13 protein-coding genes are annotated in these 15107 nt (G+C 71.5%); 3 read left to right on the top strand and 10 right to left on the bottom strand.

All coding sequences use genetic code 11. The annotated features are described in order from the left end of the window. Window positions 1–248: 248 nt before the first annotated feature. Together KM427_RS07040 and KM427_RS07035 are read right to left on the bottom strand one after the other, a co-directional pair. A complete protein-coding gene (locus KM427_RS07040; RefSeq protein ID WP_215526757.1) occupies window positions 249–1277 on the bottom strand; it encodes an acetate/propionate family kinase in 1029 nt (342 codons plus the stop codon). A gap of 1 nt (window position 1278) precedes the next feature. After that, entirely contained in the window at window positions 1279–3624 is a 2346-nt protein-coding gene (locus KM427_RS07035) for a phosphoketolase family protein (RefSeq protein ID WP_215526756.1), read from the bottom strand. A gap of 139 nt (window positions 3625–3763) precedes the next feature. On the opposite strand from KM427_RS07035, the gene KM427_RS07030 reads away from it, so the two are divergent. Together KM427_RS07030 and KM427_RS07025 are read left to right on the top strand one after the other, a co-directional pair. Then, complete coding sequence (locus KM427_RS07030) at window positions 3764–4207, top strand: DUF5709 domain-containing protein (RefSeq protein ID WP_215526755.1); 444 nt, start codon at window positions 3764–3766, stop codon at window positions 4205–4207. 75 nt (window positions 4208–4282) lie between these two features. Next, a complete protein-coding gene (locus tag KM427_RS07025; RefSeq protein ID WP_215526754.1) occupies window positions 4283–4426 on the top strand; it encodes a GPGG-motif small membrane protein in 144 nt (47 codons plus the stop codon). Here KM427_RS07025 and KM427_RS07020 read toward each other — a convergent pair. Beyond that, entirely contained in the window at window positions 4419–5066 is a 648-nt protein-coding gene (locus KM427_RS07020) for a UdgX family uracil-DNA binding protein (protein ID WP_215526753.1), read from the bottom strand. The genes KM427_RS07025 and KM427_RS07020 overlap by 8 nt on opposite strands. Window positions 5067–5257: 191 nt before the next feature. Here KM427_RS07020 and KM427_RS07015 point away from each other — a divergent pair, with 191 nt between their 5' ends. Beyond that, window positions 5258–6124 (top strand): TIGR03619 family F420-dependent LLM class oxidoreductase, encoded by an 867-nt coding sequence (locus KM427_RS07015; RefSeq protein WP_215526752.1) that lies wholly within the window; start codon window positions 5258–5260, stop codon window positions 6122–6124. 193 nt (window positions 6125–6317) lie between these two features. Here the strand turns inward: KM427_RS07015 and KM427_RS07010 are convergent, their stop codons facing one another. The 7 genes from KM427_RS07010 to KM427_RS06980 all read right to left on the bottom strand — a co-directional run bounded on the left by KM427_RS07010 (window position 6318) and on the right by KM427_RS06980 (window position 15013). Further along, on the bottom strand, window positions 6318–7916 hold the full coding sequence (locus KM427_RS07010; protein ID WP_215526751.1) for an IS1182 family transposase: 1599 nt from the start codon (window positions 7914–7916) through the stop codon (window positions 6318–6320). Between the two features lie 61 nt (window positions 7917–7977). After that, window positions 7978–8277 carry a type II toxin-antitoxin system RelE/ParE family toxin gene (locus KM427_RS07005; RefSeq protein WP_215526750.1) on the bottom strand — a complete coding sequence of 100 codons (300 nt, stop codon included), beginning with the start codon at window positions 8275–8277 and terminating at the stop codon, window positions 7978–7980. Further along, on the bottom strand, window positions 8274–8528 hold the full coding sequence (locus KM427_RS07000; protein ID WP_183591253.1) for a ribbon-helix-helix protein, CopG family: 255 nt from the start codon (window positions 8526–8528) through the stop codon (window positions 8274–8276). Before KM427_RS07000 ends, KM427_RS07005 begins: the two co-directional genes overlap by 4 nt. A gap of 51 nt (window positions 8529–8579) precedes the next feature. Then, window positions 8580–10157, bottom strand: a complete 1578-nt coding sequence (guaA, locus tag KM427_RS06995; protein WP_286674339.1) for a glutamine-hydrolyzing GMP synthase — start codon at window positions 10155–10157, stop codon at window positions 8580–8582. Window positions 10158–10301: 144 nt separating this feature from the next. Beyond that, a complete protein-coding gene (locus KM427_RS06990) occupies window positions 10302–11342 on the bottom strand; it encodes a hypothetical protein (protein WP_215526749.1) in 1041 nt (346 codons plus the stop codon). Between the two features lie 325 nt (window positions 11343–11667). Next, window positions 11668–13407, bottom strand: a complete 1740-nt coding sequence (locus tag KM427_RS06985; RefSeq protein ID WP_252275118.1) for a GMC oxidoreductase — start codon at window positions 13405–13407, stop codon at window positions 11668–11670. Then, window positions 13394–15013 (bottom strand): succinic semialdehyde dehydrogenase, encoded by a 1620-nt coding sequence (locus KM427_RS06980; RefSeq protein WP_215526748.1) that lies wholly within the window; start codon window positions 15011–15013, stop codon window positions 13394–13396. Before KM427_RS06980 ends, KM427_RS06985 begins: the two co-directional genes overlap by 14 nt. Window positions 15014–15107: the final 94 nt, after the last annotated feature.

Here is a 15107-nt window from a genome sequence, read left to right as displayed (position 1 = left end):
GTCCGGTCGGAGCCACCGTTTCCCCGGCTGCCCGGGGAAACGGTGGCGACACGCCGCAGGCTGCGGTGGTGGTCAGGGAGAGCGAGCGGGACACGCCGGTGCGGATCGGCGTGTCGCGCTCGCCTTCCCTGACCGCCTCATCGGGCCTCGATGGGTGAGCCGGCTGCGTCGGTGTCCGGGTCGGTGGGGGGCCGGCGGGACCGACCCCCCGAGACCTCGGGCCCAGCCTCGGGCTCGGCTCCTGGCTCTCAGGCCAGCACCGCTCGGACCTCCCGCTCGATCTCCAGGTCCTCGCGGGCGGTGACCACCAGGGTGGAGGCGGTGGCGCCGGCGGCGGAGACGTCGGCATCGCCGGAGACCTCCGGGTTCAGCAGCTCGTCGATGCCGAGGCCGAGGAAGCCCAGCCGGTCGACGGCCGCGCGGCGTACGTCGGGGCTGTGCTCCCCCACGCCGCCGGTGAACACCAGCGCGTCGACCCCGCCGGTCGCCGCGGCCATCGCGCCGATCTCGCGCACCAGCCGGTGCACGTAGACCGCCAGGCCCGCCGCCGCCTCCGTGGAGCCCGACCCGATCGCGGCGGTCACCTCGCGGAGGTCACCCGAGGTGCCGGTGAGCCCGAGCAGGCCCGACTCGCGGTCGAGGACCCGCTCCAGCTCGTCGGGCGTGACCCCGCGCGACTGGAGCAGGTGCAGCATCAGGCCGGGGTCGACGGAGCCCGACCGGGTCTGCATCACCAGGCCCTCCATCGGGGTCATGCCCATCGTGGTGTCCACCGACCGGCCGCCGCGCACCGCGCAGAGCGAGGCGCCGCCCCCGAGGTGGCAGGTCACGATCCGCAGCCCCTCCAGCGGCCGCCGCAGGAGCTCGGCGGCCCGCCGCGCGGCGTACGAGTGCGAGAGCCCGTGGAAGCCGTAACGGCGCAGGCCCCAGCGCTCGCGCCACTCCCGCGGCAGCGCGTACGTCGTGGCCGCCGCGGGCATCGTGGCGTGGAAGGCAGTGTCGAAGCAGGCGACGACCGGCACGCCGGGGTGCCGCTCGACCAGGTCGCGGGCGGCCTCCAGGGCCGGCGGGTTGTGCAGCGGCGCCAGTCCCGAGACCTGCTCGAGCTCGTCGAGCACCGCCTCCGTGACCAGGACGGCGGAGGTGCGCGACCCGCCGTGCACGAAGCGCACACCGATGGCGTCGTACGGCCCGCCGTCGTCGTGGGCCTCCCGGCCGTCGTCGAGCAGGGAGACCTTGAGGCTGCTGGAGCCGGGGTTCACGACCAGCGTGCGCACCTCAGCGGCCTGTCCACTCCCAGTCACGGATCTCGGGCAGGTCCTCGCCGGCGGTCCGAACGTACTGCCGGTGCCGGATCAGCGCGTCCTTGAGGCGCTCCCGCGCCGCCCCGGACGTGGCGTGCAGCCGCGGCACGCGGTCGATGACGTCCATCGCCAGGTGGAAGCGGTCGATCTCGTTGAGCACGGTCATGTCGAACGGCGTAGTGGTGGTGCCCTCCTCCTTGTAGCCGCGCACGTGGATGTTCTCGTGGTTGGTGCGGCGGTAGGTCAGCCGGTGGATCAGCCACGGATAGCCGTGGTAGGCGAAGATCACCGGCCTGTCGCGGGTGAAGAGCGCGTCGAAGTCGGCGTCCGACAGGCCGTGCGAGTGCTCCCGCTCCGGCTGCAGCCGCATCAGGTCGACGACGTTGACGACCCGGATCCGCAAGGAGGGCAGCTCCTCACGGAGCAGCTGCACCGCGGCGAGCGTCTCCATCGTCGGCACGTCGCCGGCGCAGGCCATCACGACGTCGGGCTCCCCCTCGGCGTCGTTGGACGCCCACTCCCAGATGCCGGCGCCCTTGGTGCAGTGCACGATCGCGTCGTCCATGGAGAGGTACTGGCGGGCCGGCTGCTTGCCGGCGACGATGACGTTCACATAGTGCCGGCTGCGCAGGCAGTGGTCGCCGACGGACAGCAGCGTGTTCGCGTCCGGCGGCAGGTAGACGCGCACCACGCTCGCCTTCTTGTTGACGACGTGGTCGATGAATCCCGGGTCCTGGTGGGAGAACCCGTTGTGGTCCTGGCGCCACACGTGCGAGGTGAGCAGGTAGTTCAGCGAAGCCACGGGGCGCCGCCAGGAGATCCGGCGCGTCGACTCCAGCCACTTCGCGTGCTGGTTGAACATCGAGTCGACGAGGTGGATGAACGCCTCGTAGCACGAGAACAGCCCGTGCCGCCCGGTGAGCAGATAGCCCTCCAGCCAGCCCTGGCAGGTGTGCTCGGAGAGGATCTCCATGATCCGCCCGTCGGGGGCGAGGTGGTCGTCGTACTCGCGGATCTCGGCATTCCAGGTGCGGTCGGTGACCTCCATGACGTCCTGGAGCCGGTTGGAGCTGTTCTCGTCGGGCGAGAAGAGCCGGAAGGTGTCGAGGTTCTGGGCCATCACGTCGCGCAGGAAGCCGCCCAGCACGCGGGTGGCCTCCGCCGAGCCGGTGCCGGGCCGGTCGACCTCGACGGCGTAGTCGCGGAAGTCGGGCATCCTGAGGTCGCGCAGCAGCACCCCGCCGTTGGTGTGCGGCGATGCGCTCATCCGCAGGTCGCCCTCGGGGTGCAGCTCGGCGATGTCGACGGCCGGCGCGCCGGCCTCGTCGAAGAGCTCCTCGGGCCGGTAGCCACGCAGCCACTCCTCGAGCACCTTGCGGTGCGCCTTGTCGGTGCGCGCGTTGGCGAAGGGCACCTGGTGGGAGCGCCAGTAGCCCTCGACCTTCAGGCCGTCGACCTCCTGGGGTCCGGTCCAGCCCTTCGGGGAGCGCAGCACGATCATCGGCCACGGGCGCCGCGGCGTCGGCTCCGACGAGGCGCGCGCCTCGCCCTGGATGTCGGCGATCTCGTCGAGCGCGTCCCCGAGCGCGCCCGCGAAGTCGGCGTGCATCTGGGCCGGGTCCGACCCCGCAACGACGTACGGCGTGTGCCCGTAGCCGCGCAGCAGCGAGACCAGCTCCTCCTCGGGGATCCGCGCGAGCACGGTCGGGTTGGCGATCTTGTAGCCGTTGAGATGCAGGATCGGCAGCACCGCGCCGTCGCGGCGCGGGTCGACGAACTTGGTGCCGTGCCAGCTGGTCGCGAGCGGCCCGGTCTCCGCCTCGCCGTCACCGACCACCGCGGCCACGACCAGGTCGGGGTTGTCGAACGCCGCGCCGTACGCGTGCGAGAGGGCATAGCCGAGCTCGCCGCCCTCGTGGATCGAGCCCGGCGTCTCGGGGGCGGCGTGGCTGGGGATGCCGCCCGGGAACGAGAACTGCGTGAACAGCCGCTCCAGGCCGCGCTCGTCGAGGCCGACGTTCGGGTAGGTCTCGGTGTAGGTGCCCTCGAGGTACGACGCGGCGACCACGCCCGGGCCGCCGTGGCCCGGACCTGTGATGAAGATCATCGGCTGGTCGCGCTCCATGATCGCGCGGTTGAGGTGGGCGTAGACGAAGTTCAGGCCGGGGGTGGTGCCCCAGTGGCCGAGCAGCCGCGGCTTCACGTGCTCCTCGCGGAGCGGCTCGTGCAGCAGTGGGTTGCCCATCAGGTAGATCTGCCCGACGGAGAGGTAGTTGGCGGCCCGCCACCAGCGGTCCAGCGTCACGAACTCGGGGTCCATGCATCCCACCGTCCTCGGATGCGCCCGCCGGAGGCAAGGGTCCGGGGTCCCGGCGGCCGAATCTCACCTGAACCGGGTGGGCACCATGGGCGGAGTAGCGTGATCTGACCGACCGCGGACCGGCGACGAAGGAGGACCCGTGACCACCAGTCATGGCGACGGCGACCAGGAGCTGTACGGCGACTACAGCGTCGACGACGAGGACCAGCCGGGCAACATCGACGACCTCGGCGACGACGACGTCGACGACGAGCTCGACCGCGGCTACTCCCCACCGGAGCGCTACTCCGCGGGCCAGGGCTACGGCAACACGCCCTGGGAGGAGGAGCACCGCGAGACCATCGACCAGCGGATCGGCCAGGAGGAGCCCGACCCCGACCCGTACGCCGAGACCGACGACGAGTTCGTCGACGACGGCGAGGTCGGCGACGCCCGAGCCGGCCGGCTGGTCGACCCCGACGAGGGCCTCGGCGAGGACCGGGAGAAGGACCTCGTCGGCGACGACGTCGGCATCGACGGAGCGGGCGCGTCCGCCGAGGAGGCGGCCGTGCACATCGTCGAGGACTTCGTCGACGAGGAGTGATCCAGGAGTGCTGTCGGGCTCGACTGGGTAACGCCTCGGTGACACGGAGACTCCGTGTCGAGGGAGGGGAATACCGTGGAGTTCCTGCTGTGGATCCTGGCCGTCATCCTCGTGGTGAGCGGCGTCGTGGCCCTGTTCCGCGGGGCGATCCTGTGGGGCATCGTGCTGATCGTCGTCGGCCTGCTGGTCGGGCCGGGCGGGGTCAGCGTCTTCACGTAGCAGCCCGCGCTGCCGCGACCCGCAGGTCGGCGACGAGAGCGTCGTACGCCGACCTGCGGTCGTCGGCTCGCAGCACCGCCGAGGGATGCGTGGTGGCGAGCACCCACTCCGGCGGCCGCGCCACCGGGAACGACTCGGGCCAGTCCCGCAGCTGCCCACGGGCCTCGCCGACCTTGAACGAGGTGCCATAGACGGCTTTGCCTGCGGTGCCACCGAGGAGGACGACGCCGATCGGGCGCACCAGCCGCAGCTCGGCGTCGAGCCACGGGCCGCAGGCGGCGACGTGGGCGCGGCTCGGCGACTGGCGGATCCGCCGCTTGCCACGGGTTCCGGACCAGCGGAAGTGCTTGACGACGTTGGTCTTGAACACCTCCCTCGGGTCGATGCCGACGTCGGTGAGCGCGTCGTCGAGCACCCGGCCGGCCGGTCCGACGAAGGGCTCCCCCTGCTGGTCCTCGCGATCGCCCGGCTGCTCCCCGAGCAGCAGCAGCGCCGCGTCGCGGCGTCCGTCGCCCATCACGCCCTGGGTGGCGTCTCGATAGAGCTCACAGCCGCGACACTCCTGCACCGCCTCGCGCAGGCTCGTGAGGCTCAGCCGGTCGGGCACCCACTCCGTCGCCCCGGGACGCTGCTCGGTCACGACGGTGAGGTACCGCGTCCCGCCCCGTCGTATGCCCGGCCCCGTCGTATGCCGGGCCGGGCCGGCCGCTGCGTGAGTCGACCGGCCCCGCCCCTTCTGCAGGCGAGGTAGCCCCCCACAGCCACCTCGAACCCCACCCGAAAGGGTCGAATTGACGAGAACGTGTTCTAGTTCGGCTCTAGAGTAGCCAGGTGCGCTTCGCGATCAGCACCTCCTTCCAGCCGGTGGACCACCTGGCCCCGATCGCCCGGGCGGCCGACGAGCTCGGCTACCACTCGCTCGGGGTGCCGGACCATGTCGTCGACTTCGAGGAGCTGGCGACGCCGTACCCCTACACCCCGGACGGCTCGCGTCGCTGGACCCACGACACCGCCTGGCCCGACCCCTGGGTACTGATCGGCGCGCTCGCCGCCGTCACCACCCGAGTGCGGTTCTTCACCTCCGTCTACGTGCCCGCGATCCGCAGCCCGTTTCAGGTCGCGAAGAGCGTCGGCACCGCCGCGGTGCTCTCCGGCAACCGGGTCAGCCTCGGCGTGGGTATCGGCTGGTGCCGCGAGGAGTTCGAGCTACTGGGACAGGACTTCTCGACCCGCGGCCGGCGCACCGACGAGGCGCTGGCCCTGATGGCGGACCTCTGGCGACCCGGCTGGACGGAGTTCGACGGCGAGTTCCACACCGCGCCGCGGTTGGCGATGGAGCCGACGCCGACCGAGCGGATCCCGATCTTCGTCGGCGGGCTCTCCGACGTCGCGTTCCGCCGGGCCGCGCGCCACGACGGTTGGGTCGGCGACCTCTTCTCGATCGAGCGGGCCGGCGAGATCGCGGGCCGGCTCGCCGCCGCCCGGGCGGAGATCGGCGCCGAGGGCGACTTCTCGGTGATCACCGCGCTGAGCGACGCCTTCCTGCCCGAGCACTTCGAGCGGGCGGAGGCCGCCGGCGTCACCGACTGCTGGACGATGCCGTGGGCCTACTACCACGGGCTCGACGCCACGCTGGAGCAGAAGCTCGAGTCGATGGAGCGGTTCGCCGCCGACGTCCTGGTGCCACTGAACGGCTAGGAGACTGCTGAAGAAGGCGTCATCTTGGCGTGGTTGATGGTTGGCGGCGGGCGGAGCGCCACCAATACGGCCGTCGAGCGGCATTTCTGGTCAGCACTCTGGGTGCGACAACGGGGATCGGTCCGCCCGCCTGTGGCCATCCTGCGGGATCGTCAGTGCTGGAGCAAGGGCCTTGCTGGGTCCCGGGCGGGGGTCAGGCCAGGGTCCAGGCTCCGTTGTCGATGGTGAGTCCCAGGGCCAGGAGCCGGCGCAGGTTGAGGGCCGCGACGCGGTGGTGGAGCCAATTGTTGTTCTTCTCGACCCCTCGGTACGGGACGCGGCGAGCACCACGGACCAGCCAGGCGATGGAGCGTTCGACCATCGGTCGGTGTTGGCGGTAGACGGCTTGGAATCCTTCGTCGGCGGCTCGCTGGCGGTGCTCGCGCTGGAGCAGGTCGTGTTCGCCGACGACGAGTTTGCGACCGCGTGCGGAGTTGGTGCAGCGCGTAGCGAGTGGACAGTCGCGGCAGGCGATTCCGTAGGTCACGTTGCCCTTGCTGGTGATCTGGCGGGTGACCCCGGCCGGACAGGTCGCGGTGCTGGCTTCGTGGTCGACGACGAAGTCGTCGATGGTGAACCCGCCCGCGACGGCCGGCTGGATCGGCCACGGCTTGACCAGCGCAGCCCACTGTCTTCTGGCCAGGGCGGCCAGCATCGTGCCACTGGCGTAAGCGGAGTCACCGAGCACCTCGACCGGCTCGCCGTCGGTGACGGTGGGATCGGCGGCCACGAGCTCGGCGCCCACGTTCGCGTCGGAGTTCTCACTGCCGCTGGTCTTGGTCAGCCTCACCACAGGCATCAGGCCGGTGTCGGGCTCGACCACGACATGAGCCTTGTAGCCGTCCTGGCGGCGTTCGCGGGTCTTGTGGGCGTGCCGGGTGTCGGGATCGACCGTCGAGATCACCCGGTCCGGCGCCGTCTTCTGAGCGATGCGCCACCGGCCATCGGTGCCATCGGAATCCTCGGCCGGCTCCACGTCCTGGCCGGCGACCAGGGCCAGCAGCGCGACCGCCTCAGCCGGCCTCCCACCGCTCTTGGTGATCGCCTCAACATCCAACGCGGCGAGCAGAGCCAGTGCGTCACCGACCAGCGCGGACACCAGCTCATCACGGGCGGCTGGGTCGTCCCACGCGATCGGCGGCTTCCCGGTGCTCCCTGGCCCGGTGTAGTCCTGCCCGGTCAGTGCCGCCAGCCGGGTGCACTCGGTGGCGATCAGAATCTTGGCTCCGGCCACTTCGCGGCCGACCCGGCGGATCTGGGCGATCAACTGGGTCACGGTGTCCTGGCGGGCGACCGCGTCGTCGAGGACCGTGGAGTCCAACGCACGACGCGTCTTCCCCTTCACCGCGCCGGTCTGCTCGATGACCTCGCGGACCACCTCGAAGATCCGCTGCGGCCGGTCGCTGGCCGCCAGCCGCTTGCGCCAATACGTCAACGTCGAGGAGTCGAAGCCCCTCGCGTCGATCGCGTACCCACACGCCGCCTTCCACCGCAGGTCGAACGTCAACGCGTCGACCGCCTCACGGTCGGAGTGCCCATACAGCGCCTGCAGCACGATCACCGAGGCGATCACCTCGCCCGGAATCGAGGGCCGACCACGCCCCGAAGGGAACAGGTCGGCGAACAACTCGGCCGGGAACAACCGGCCACGATGCTCGGCCAGCAACGCGAACACGCTGCCCGACTCGAGCAGATGCCCAGCAACCGACTCCACATCCAGCAGCTCACGCTGCCGATCCGCCTCGCCCTGCATACCAACAGGATTTCAGACCGCCCCGACCAACACGAGAGGCGCACCCTTGTTCAGCAGTCTCCTAGGGCTCGTCTCCCGATCCGGAGCTGTCGCGAGCGGCGTGGACGATGCGCAGGACTTCGATGGTGTCAGGCTCAAGGACCCGATAGCAGACCCCGGAGGGGAAGCGGCGCATCCGGGCCCGGCGTACGCCGGGAAAGCCCTCGACCGGCGCAGCGCCGTTGGGGAACATCTGCATCCGCTCGACCACCCGATCGAGGTCGGCAACGAATCCGTCGGCCAGCTCCTCGGTGATCCGCTCGTAGTGGTCGCGAGCCTCCTCGAGATCCTGGATCGCATGACGCCCGAATCGGAGCGTCACTCGCCCGGCCCCAGCTCCCGCCGCACGTCGATCCACGACCTCGTGGCCGCAGGCTCCTCATGCAGTGCGTCGAGCGCCTCGACCAGCTTGCGGCGCTCGGCATCGGACGGCACGTAGACCGCCTCTCCGAAGTGGGTGCGGAGCGCCTCCTGGATCACCTCGGAGCGCGTTCGGTGCTCGATCGCCCGGGCGCGCTCGACCAGGTCGTACAGCTCCTCCGGCAGCGTCACCGCCACCTTCCTCACTGCCATCGGGGCCTCCTTCGGTATGAAGAAATCATGCCCACAGAGCGCAGCTGTGGATCACTCCCACTCGATGGTGCCCGGCGGCTTCGAGGTGATGTCGACGGTGACCCGGTTGATCTCGCCCACCTCGTTGGTGATCCGGGTCGAGATGCGCTCCAGCACGTCGTACGGCAGCCGCGCCCAATCGGCGGTCATCGCGTCCTCGGAGGTGACCGGGCGCAGCACGACCGGATGGCCGTAGGTGCGGTGGTCGCCCTGGACGCCGACGCTGCGCACGTCGGCGAGCAGCACGACCGGGAACTGCCAGATGTCGCGGTCGAGCCCGGCGCGGGTCAGCTCCTCGCGCGCGATCGCGTCGGCCTCGCGGAGGATGTCGAGGCGCTCGCGGGTGACCTCGCCGACGATCCGGATACCGAGGCCCGGGCCCGGGAAGGGGTGCCGCCAGACGATCTCTGCCGGCAGGCCGAGCTGCTCGCCCACGAGGCGGACCTCGTCCTTGAACAGCGCGCGGAGCGGCTCGACCAGCTCGAACTCGAGGTCGTCGGGCAGGCCGCCGACGTTGTGGTGCGACTTGATGTTGGAGGTGCCCGCTCCCCCGCCCGACTCGACGACGTCGGGGTAGAGCGTGCCCTGCACGAGGAACGCGACCTTCTCCCCCTCGGCCGCGGCGGGACCCAGGACCTCGGCCTCCGCGGCCTCGAAGACCCGGATGAACTCGCGGCCGATGATCTTGCGCTTCTCCTCCGGGTCGCTGACCCCGGCGAGCGCGTCGAGGAACTGCTTCTCGGCGTCGACGACCCGCAGGTCGGCGCCGGTGCTGGCGACGAAGTCGCGCTCGATCTGCTCGGTCTCTCCCTTGCGCATCAGCCCGTGGTCGACGTACACGCAGGTCAGCCGGTCGCCGATCGCGCGCTGGACCAGCGCGGCCGCGACCGCCGAGTCGACGCCGCCCGACAGCGCGCAGATGGCCTGGCCGCGCTCGCCGATCTGCTCGCGGATCCGGTCGACCTGCTCGTCGACGATGTTGACCATCGTCCAGCTCTGCCGGCAGTGCGCGATGTCGACGAGGAAGTGCTCGAGCACCGCCTGGCCGTGCTCGGTGTGCAGCACCTCGGGGTGCCACTGCACGCCGGCCAGGCCACGCTCGACGTCCTCGAACGCCGCGACCGGCGTGGTCGCCGTCGACGCGAGCACGTCGAATCCGGCGGGTGCCGCGGTCACCGAGTCGCCGTGCGACATCCAGACGGTGTGCTCGGGCGGTACGTCGCGGAGCAGGGTGCCGCCGCGACCGACCGTGACCGCCGTGCGGCCGTACTCACGGGCGCCGGTGGGGCTCACCTCGCCGCCGAGGCCTCGGGCCATCAGCTGGAAGCCGTAGCACATGCCGAAGACCGGCGTGCCGGCCGTGAAGACGGCCGTGTCGATCGACGGGGCACTCTCGGCGTACACCGAGGAGGGGCCGCCGGACAGGATGATCGCCTTCGGGCGGCGGGCGAGCATCTCGGAGACCGGCATCGTGTGCGGCACGATCTCGGAGTAGACCCGCGCCTCACGCACCCGACGGGCGATCAACTGGGCGTACTGCGCACCGAAGTCGACCACCAGGACCAGATCGTGCTCCGGGGACAGCGTCATGGGCTGAGCCTACCGAGCGGTCCTGGGTCGCGCGGCGCCGCCCGAGCCCGTCGTACCTGACCAGAGTGTCGTGGACTCCGCGGATGCACAGCACTCTGGTCGGGTACGACGCGGAGGGTGGTCGAACCTGGCTCAGCAGCCGGCTCAGGAGGCCCGTCGGTAGCGCAGCCAGATCGCCCGCTCGGCCTCATCGAGCGCCCGCCGTCGGGCGACCGTGGACGTGTCCACCCACCAGTCCGGCTGCTCGACGGTCCAGCGGCGGGCACGGGCGCGATGGTCGGTGGATCGCCGGTAGCAGGCGCGGAGACGGCCCAGGAAGGCCGCCGTGTCTGCGGTGTTGCCGGACATCTTCGTGACCACCTCGATCCGCAGGTCTCGGTAGAGCGCATCCCGGTCGAGGTCGCGACGACGTGGGCCCTCGTGGAGATGGATCGCTCCGTCGTACTCCCCCGCGACACCCGCGACGGGGTCGAACAGGTCCGGCGTGATCAGGTGCCGTCCGTCCGGATCGAAGATCGGGGCGTTGCACGGCACCCTCGCGGTCGGAAGCGCGAGGCGCCACACCAGGCGCATCGGCACCTCCTGGATCGACCAGACGTTCTCCTCGGCCAAGCTCAGCGCGGCTCGGAGGCGCCGGATCCCCGGGCGACCCGACAGACGGCCGGCGTAGGTCGTCAGCGAGGCGATGCTCACGAGGTCGTCGGCCGCCGCCATGTCGATCACCTGCACGGCGCGGGTCAGGGTCCCGGCCCGCCGGGCCTCGAAGCTCACGGAGCGCTCCGCGATCGTGATCGGCAGGCCGTCGACCTCGATCACGTCGCCGCCGAGCAGCCAGTCCTCGGCGATCCGTACGCCGGGACGAGGCCTCACCACGCGCTGGTCGCCCAGGCCGACCGGCACCGGGAGCCGGATCCGTCCGTCCGGGCCGAGCCCGCGGAGCCAGCGGCTGCCCAGCCAGGCCAGGCCGGCCCACCCGGTGGCGGAGGCCATCGGGCCGCAGCCGGCGACCGCCTCCACGATCCGCTGCTCCACCTGCTCGGGGTCGGCCGCCTCGGCGACGTGGAGACCGCCACCGACGGCGCGCCAACGCGGTCCCCGCGCCTGGCCCCGCGTCGGTCCGGCCACGCCGGCCGGATCGACGCGCACCGGCACCACGACACCGGGGCGGGTGATGCGCAGAACCATGCCGCCAGCGTGCCCCGGTTCGGTCGGGCGCGCGGTGCGCTCTCCACAGCCCGCGTCGTACCTGACCTGAGTGTCGCGAAATCCGCGAATCACGACACTCAGGTCAGGTACGACGCGAAACCCCAGGCCCGGCGCTCGCTCCCGTCAGGACCCGGCCGGGGAGGGAGGATGGCCGGGCCCTGACCGTCCACGCAACTGCCGGACAGCGCCTGGACATGGGACCCGGCGGTGGGAGGGAGCGTATGACCGGGTCCGCTGGCTCAACGAGAGGCTCAGACCCGGGTCACGGCCATTCCGGACGATTTTCGACCCGTCCGGCGCCGGCTCAGCCGACCCCGACGATCGGCAGCCGCAGCGCGCCGGGGGCACTGTCGGGCACCACCGGGGCGACCGGGCGTACCGGCTCGATGCGGCGGTACGTCGTACCGAGGCGGGGCCGGGGGTCGGGCTCGCCCTTGTTCGGCCAGCAGGCCATCGCCCGCTCGGCCTGCGCGGTGATCGTCAGCGACGGGTTGACGCCGAGGTTGGCGGTCACGGCCGAGCCGTCGGCGACGTGCAGCCCGGGGTGCCCGTAGACCCGCTGGTAGGGGTCGAGCACGCCGGTCTCGGGCGAGGTTCCGATCGCGCAGCCGCCGATGAAGTGGGCGGTCAGCGGCATGTTGAAGGCGTCGCCGACCGCGCCACCCGGGAAGCCGCCCATGATCGAGGCCATCGTGCGGATCGCCTCGTTGCCGGCCGGGATCCAGGTCGGGTTCGGCACTCCGTGCCCCTGCCGCGAGGTCAGGTAGCGCCTGCGGGTGCCCGGGATCCGCCTGGTGTACGTCGTGATCGAGTTGTCGAGGCTCTGCATCACCAGGGCGATCACGGTGCGCTCCGACCAGTGCCGCATGTCGTAGAGGTCGGCCACCTCGCGCCGCTGCCGCCACATCTCGCGCAGCCAGGTCCGCCAGCGCGGCTCGTCGTCGTCCCCGTCGGTGAGCACCGACTGGAGCAGCGACATCAGGTTGCTGCCGGGGCCGTAGCGCACCGGTTCGATGTGGGTGTTCTCGTCGGGGTGGAAGCTCGACGTGATCGCGATGCCCTGGCTGTAGTCGACGCCGGAGTCGGGGGCGATCGCGCCGCCGATCGACTCGGAGTTGGTGCGGGAGAGGTGGCCCAGCCGGTCGGACAGCCGCGGCAGGTGGCCCTCGTCCCTCATCCGGTGCAGCAGCCGCTGGGTGCCGAGCGCACTCGCGGCGAAGACGACCTGCTCGGCGGTGAGGACCCGCCTCGACGAACGCCGGGCGACCTTGGCCTTCGTGTAGCGCACGTGCACGTCGTACCCCCCGCCGTCGCGCGGGGCCACCCGGGTGACGGTGGTGAGCGGCAGCACCGTCGCGCCGTGGGACTCGGCGAGGTGGAGGTAGTTCTTGACCAGCGTGTTCTTGGCGTTGTGCCGGCAGCCGGTCATGCAGGAGCCGCACGCGATGCAGGTACGCCGCTCCGGACCGGCGCCCCCGAAGAACGGGTCGTCGACCCGCTGGCCGGCGCCGGCGCCCTCGTCGCCGAAGTAGACGCCGACCGGGGTCGGGTGGAAGGTGTCCCCCACGCCCATGGCGGTCGCGACCTGCTCCATCACGTCGTCCGACGGTGTGCGCAGCGGGTTCTCGACGACGCCGAGCATCCGCTTCGCCTGGTCGTAGTACGGCGCGAGCTCGGCGCGCCAGTCGGTGATGTGGCTCCACTGCGGGTCGTCGTAGAACGGCGCGAGCGGCTCGTAGAGCGTGTTGGCGTAGACCAGCGAGCCGCCGCCGACGCCGGCACCCGAGACGATCAGGCAGTCCCGCAGGGCGTCGATGCGCTGGATGCCGTAGCAGCCGACCTCGGGACGGAAGAGGTACTTGGTGACCTCGAACGACGTCTTCGGGAGGTCGTCGTCCTCGAAGCGCGCACCGGCCTCGAGCACGCCGACCCGGTAGCCCTTCTCGGTCAGCCGGAGTGCGGTCACCGAGCCGCCGAAGCCGGAGCCGACGACGAGGACGTCGAAGTCGTACGTCGTACTCGCCGCCACCTCAGGCTCGCCCAAGCTTCTTCATCAGGCGCAGGTTGGCGTTCATCAGCTTCGCGTAGGCCTCGTCGGACATGCCGAACTGGGGGCCGAAGCGGATCAGCCGCTGGGTCGCGACCGACTGGGTCTCGGTGTAGCGGAGCACGCCCTCGGCGCCCTGGCGCCGGCCCATGCCGGACTCGCGCATGCCGCCCATCGGAGCGTCCAGGCTGGCGAAGGTGGCGGCGAACGCCTCGTTGACGTTGACCGTGCCGCACTTGAGGTAGCGGGCCACGATCCGGGCGCGGGCGCGGTCCTCGCTGTAGACCGAGGCGTTGAGGCCGTACTCGCCGCCGTTGGCGCGGTCGACCGCGTCGGCCTCGTCGTGGAACCGGTAGAGCGACACGACCGGACCGAAGGTCTCCTTGCCGAAGCAGGCCATGTCGGGACTGACCCCCTCGAGGATCGTCGGCTCGAAGAAGTAGGGGCCGAGGTCGGGGCGCGCGCTGCCACCGGTGAGCACGCGGGCCCCCTTGGCGACGGCGTCCTCGACGTGCGCGGTCACGGTGTCGAGCTGGGCCTGGGAGATCAGCGGGCCCATGTCGTTGCCCCACTCGAGGGTCGATCCGAGCGTCATCGCCTGGGTGCGGGCGACGAAGCGTGCCACGAAGCGGTCGTAGACCTGGTCGGCGACGAAGATCCGCTCCATCGAGACGCACAGCTGGCCGGAGTTGGAGAAAGACGCGCGCACCGCGCCCTCGGCGGCCTTCTCGACGTCGGCGTCGCGGAGCACGAGCAGCGGGTTCTTGCCGCCGAGCTCGAGCGAGCACCCGATCAGCCGGTCGGCGCAGCCTCGGGCGATCACCCGGCCGGTCGCCGTCGAGCCGGTGAAGCAGACGTAGTCGGCGTGCGCCACGATCGCCCCGCCGATCTCGGCGCCAGGCCCCGCGACGACCTGCCACAGCTCGCGCGGGATGCCCGCCTGCTCAAGCAGCTCGGCACCCAGGAGGGCGGAGAGCATGGTCTGCGCGTCGGGCTTGGCGACCACGGCGTTGCCGGCGACCACGGCGGCGATGCCGTCGATCAGCGCGAGGTCGAAGGGGTAGTTCCAGGGCGAGATGATGCCGACCACGCCCTTGGGGACCCGGTTGACGTCGACCCGGGTCAGACCGGGCACCACCCCGGGCCGCCGGCTGGTCGCGAGGTGTCGCTTGGCGGTGCGACCGTAGTAGCGGGCGGTGAGCGCGACGTGCAGCGGCTCGTCGAAGGCATGCTTGCGCGCCTTGCCGGTCTCCCACTGGATCAGGTCGATGATCTCGTCCTGGCGGTCCAGCACCAGGTCGTGCAGCCGCAGCAGCGCCCGCTGGCGCTCCTCGATCGGCGTGCGCGCCCAGGCCACCTGCGCCCGTCGCGCCCGCCCGAACGCCTCGGCCACGTCGCCCGTCGTCGACTGCGGGATGTGCGCGAGCGGGGCGTCGTTGAGCGGCGACCGCACCTCCGCGGTGGTGCCGCCGGTCGCCATCAGCCGGTCGGTGAGCGCCGCGACGTACTCCGGCTCCAGCGCGTACGACGCGCGCGGGTCGTGCTCGGGGTCGTGCGGTCCGACGACGGCGGGGTCGCCCGCCGGGTTGCTGTGAGCGCTCATGGTCCCGAGGGTAGGTGACCCGCGGTCGCGGTTGCTACCCCGGAGTAGCCCGTGGCCTGGTGGGTCTCGTTTCCCCGGTCGCCCGGTGAAACGA

Origin of the sequence: Nocardioides sp. LMS-CY, from assembly GCF_018732145.1 — a bacterium.
In the GTDB taxonomy this organism is placed as follows: domain Bacteria; phylum Actinomycetota; class Actinomycetes; order Propionibacteriales; family Nocardioidaceae; genus Nocardioides; species Nocardioides soli.
Note: the sequence above shows the minus strand (reverse complement) of the source record. Positions and strands in the feature narration are given on the sequence as shown.

What these genes read in the sequence shown, in the direction of transcription:
- KM427_RS06990 (WP_215526749.1), bottom strand. Translation starts at nt 11,342, where the DNA reads ATGGTTCTGCGCATCACCCGCCCCGGTGTCGTGGTGCCGGTGCGCGTC.
- KM427_RS06980 (WP_215526748.1), bottom strand. Translation starts at nt 15,013, where the DNA reads ATGAGCGCTCACAGCAACCCGGCGGGCGACCCCGCCGTCGTCGGACCG.
- KM427_RS07035 (WP_215526756.1), bottom strand. Translation starts at nt 3,624, where the DNA reads ATGGACCCCGAGTTCGTGACGCTGGACCGCTGGTGGCGGGCCGCCAAC.
- guaA (WP_286674339.1), bottom strand. Translation starts at nt 10,157, where the DNA reads ATGACGCTGTCCCCGGAGCACGATCTGGTCCTGGTGGTCGACTTCGGT.
- KM427_RS07010 (WP_215526751.1), bottom strand. Translation starts at nt 7,916, where the DNA reads ATGCAGGGCGAGGCGGATCGGCAGCGTGAGCTGCTGGATGTGGAGTCG.
- KM427_RS07000 (WP_183591253.1), bottom strand. Translation starts at nt 8,528, where the DNA reads ATGGCAGTGAGGAAGGTGGCGGTGACGCTGCCGGAGGAGCTGTACGAC.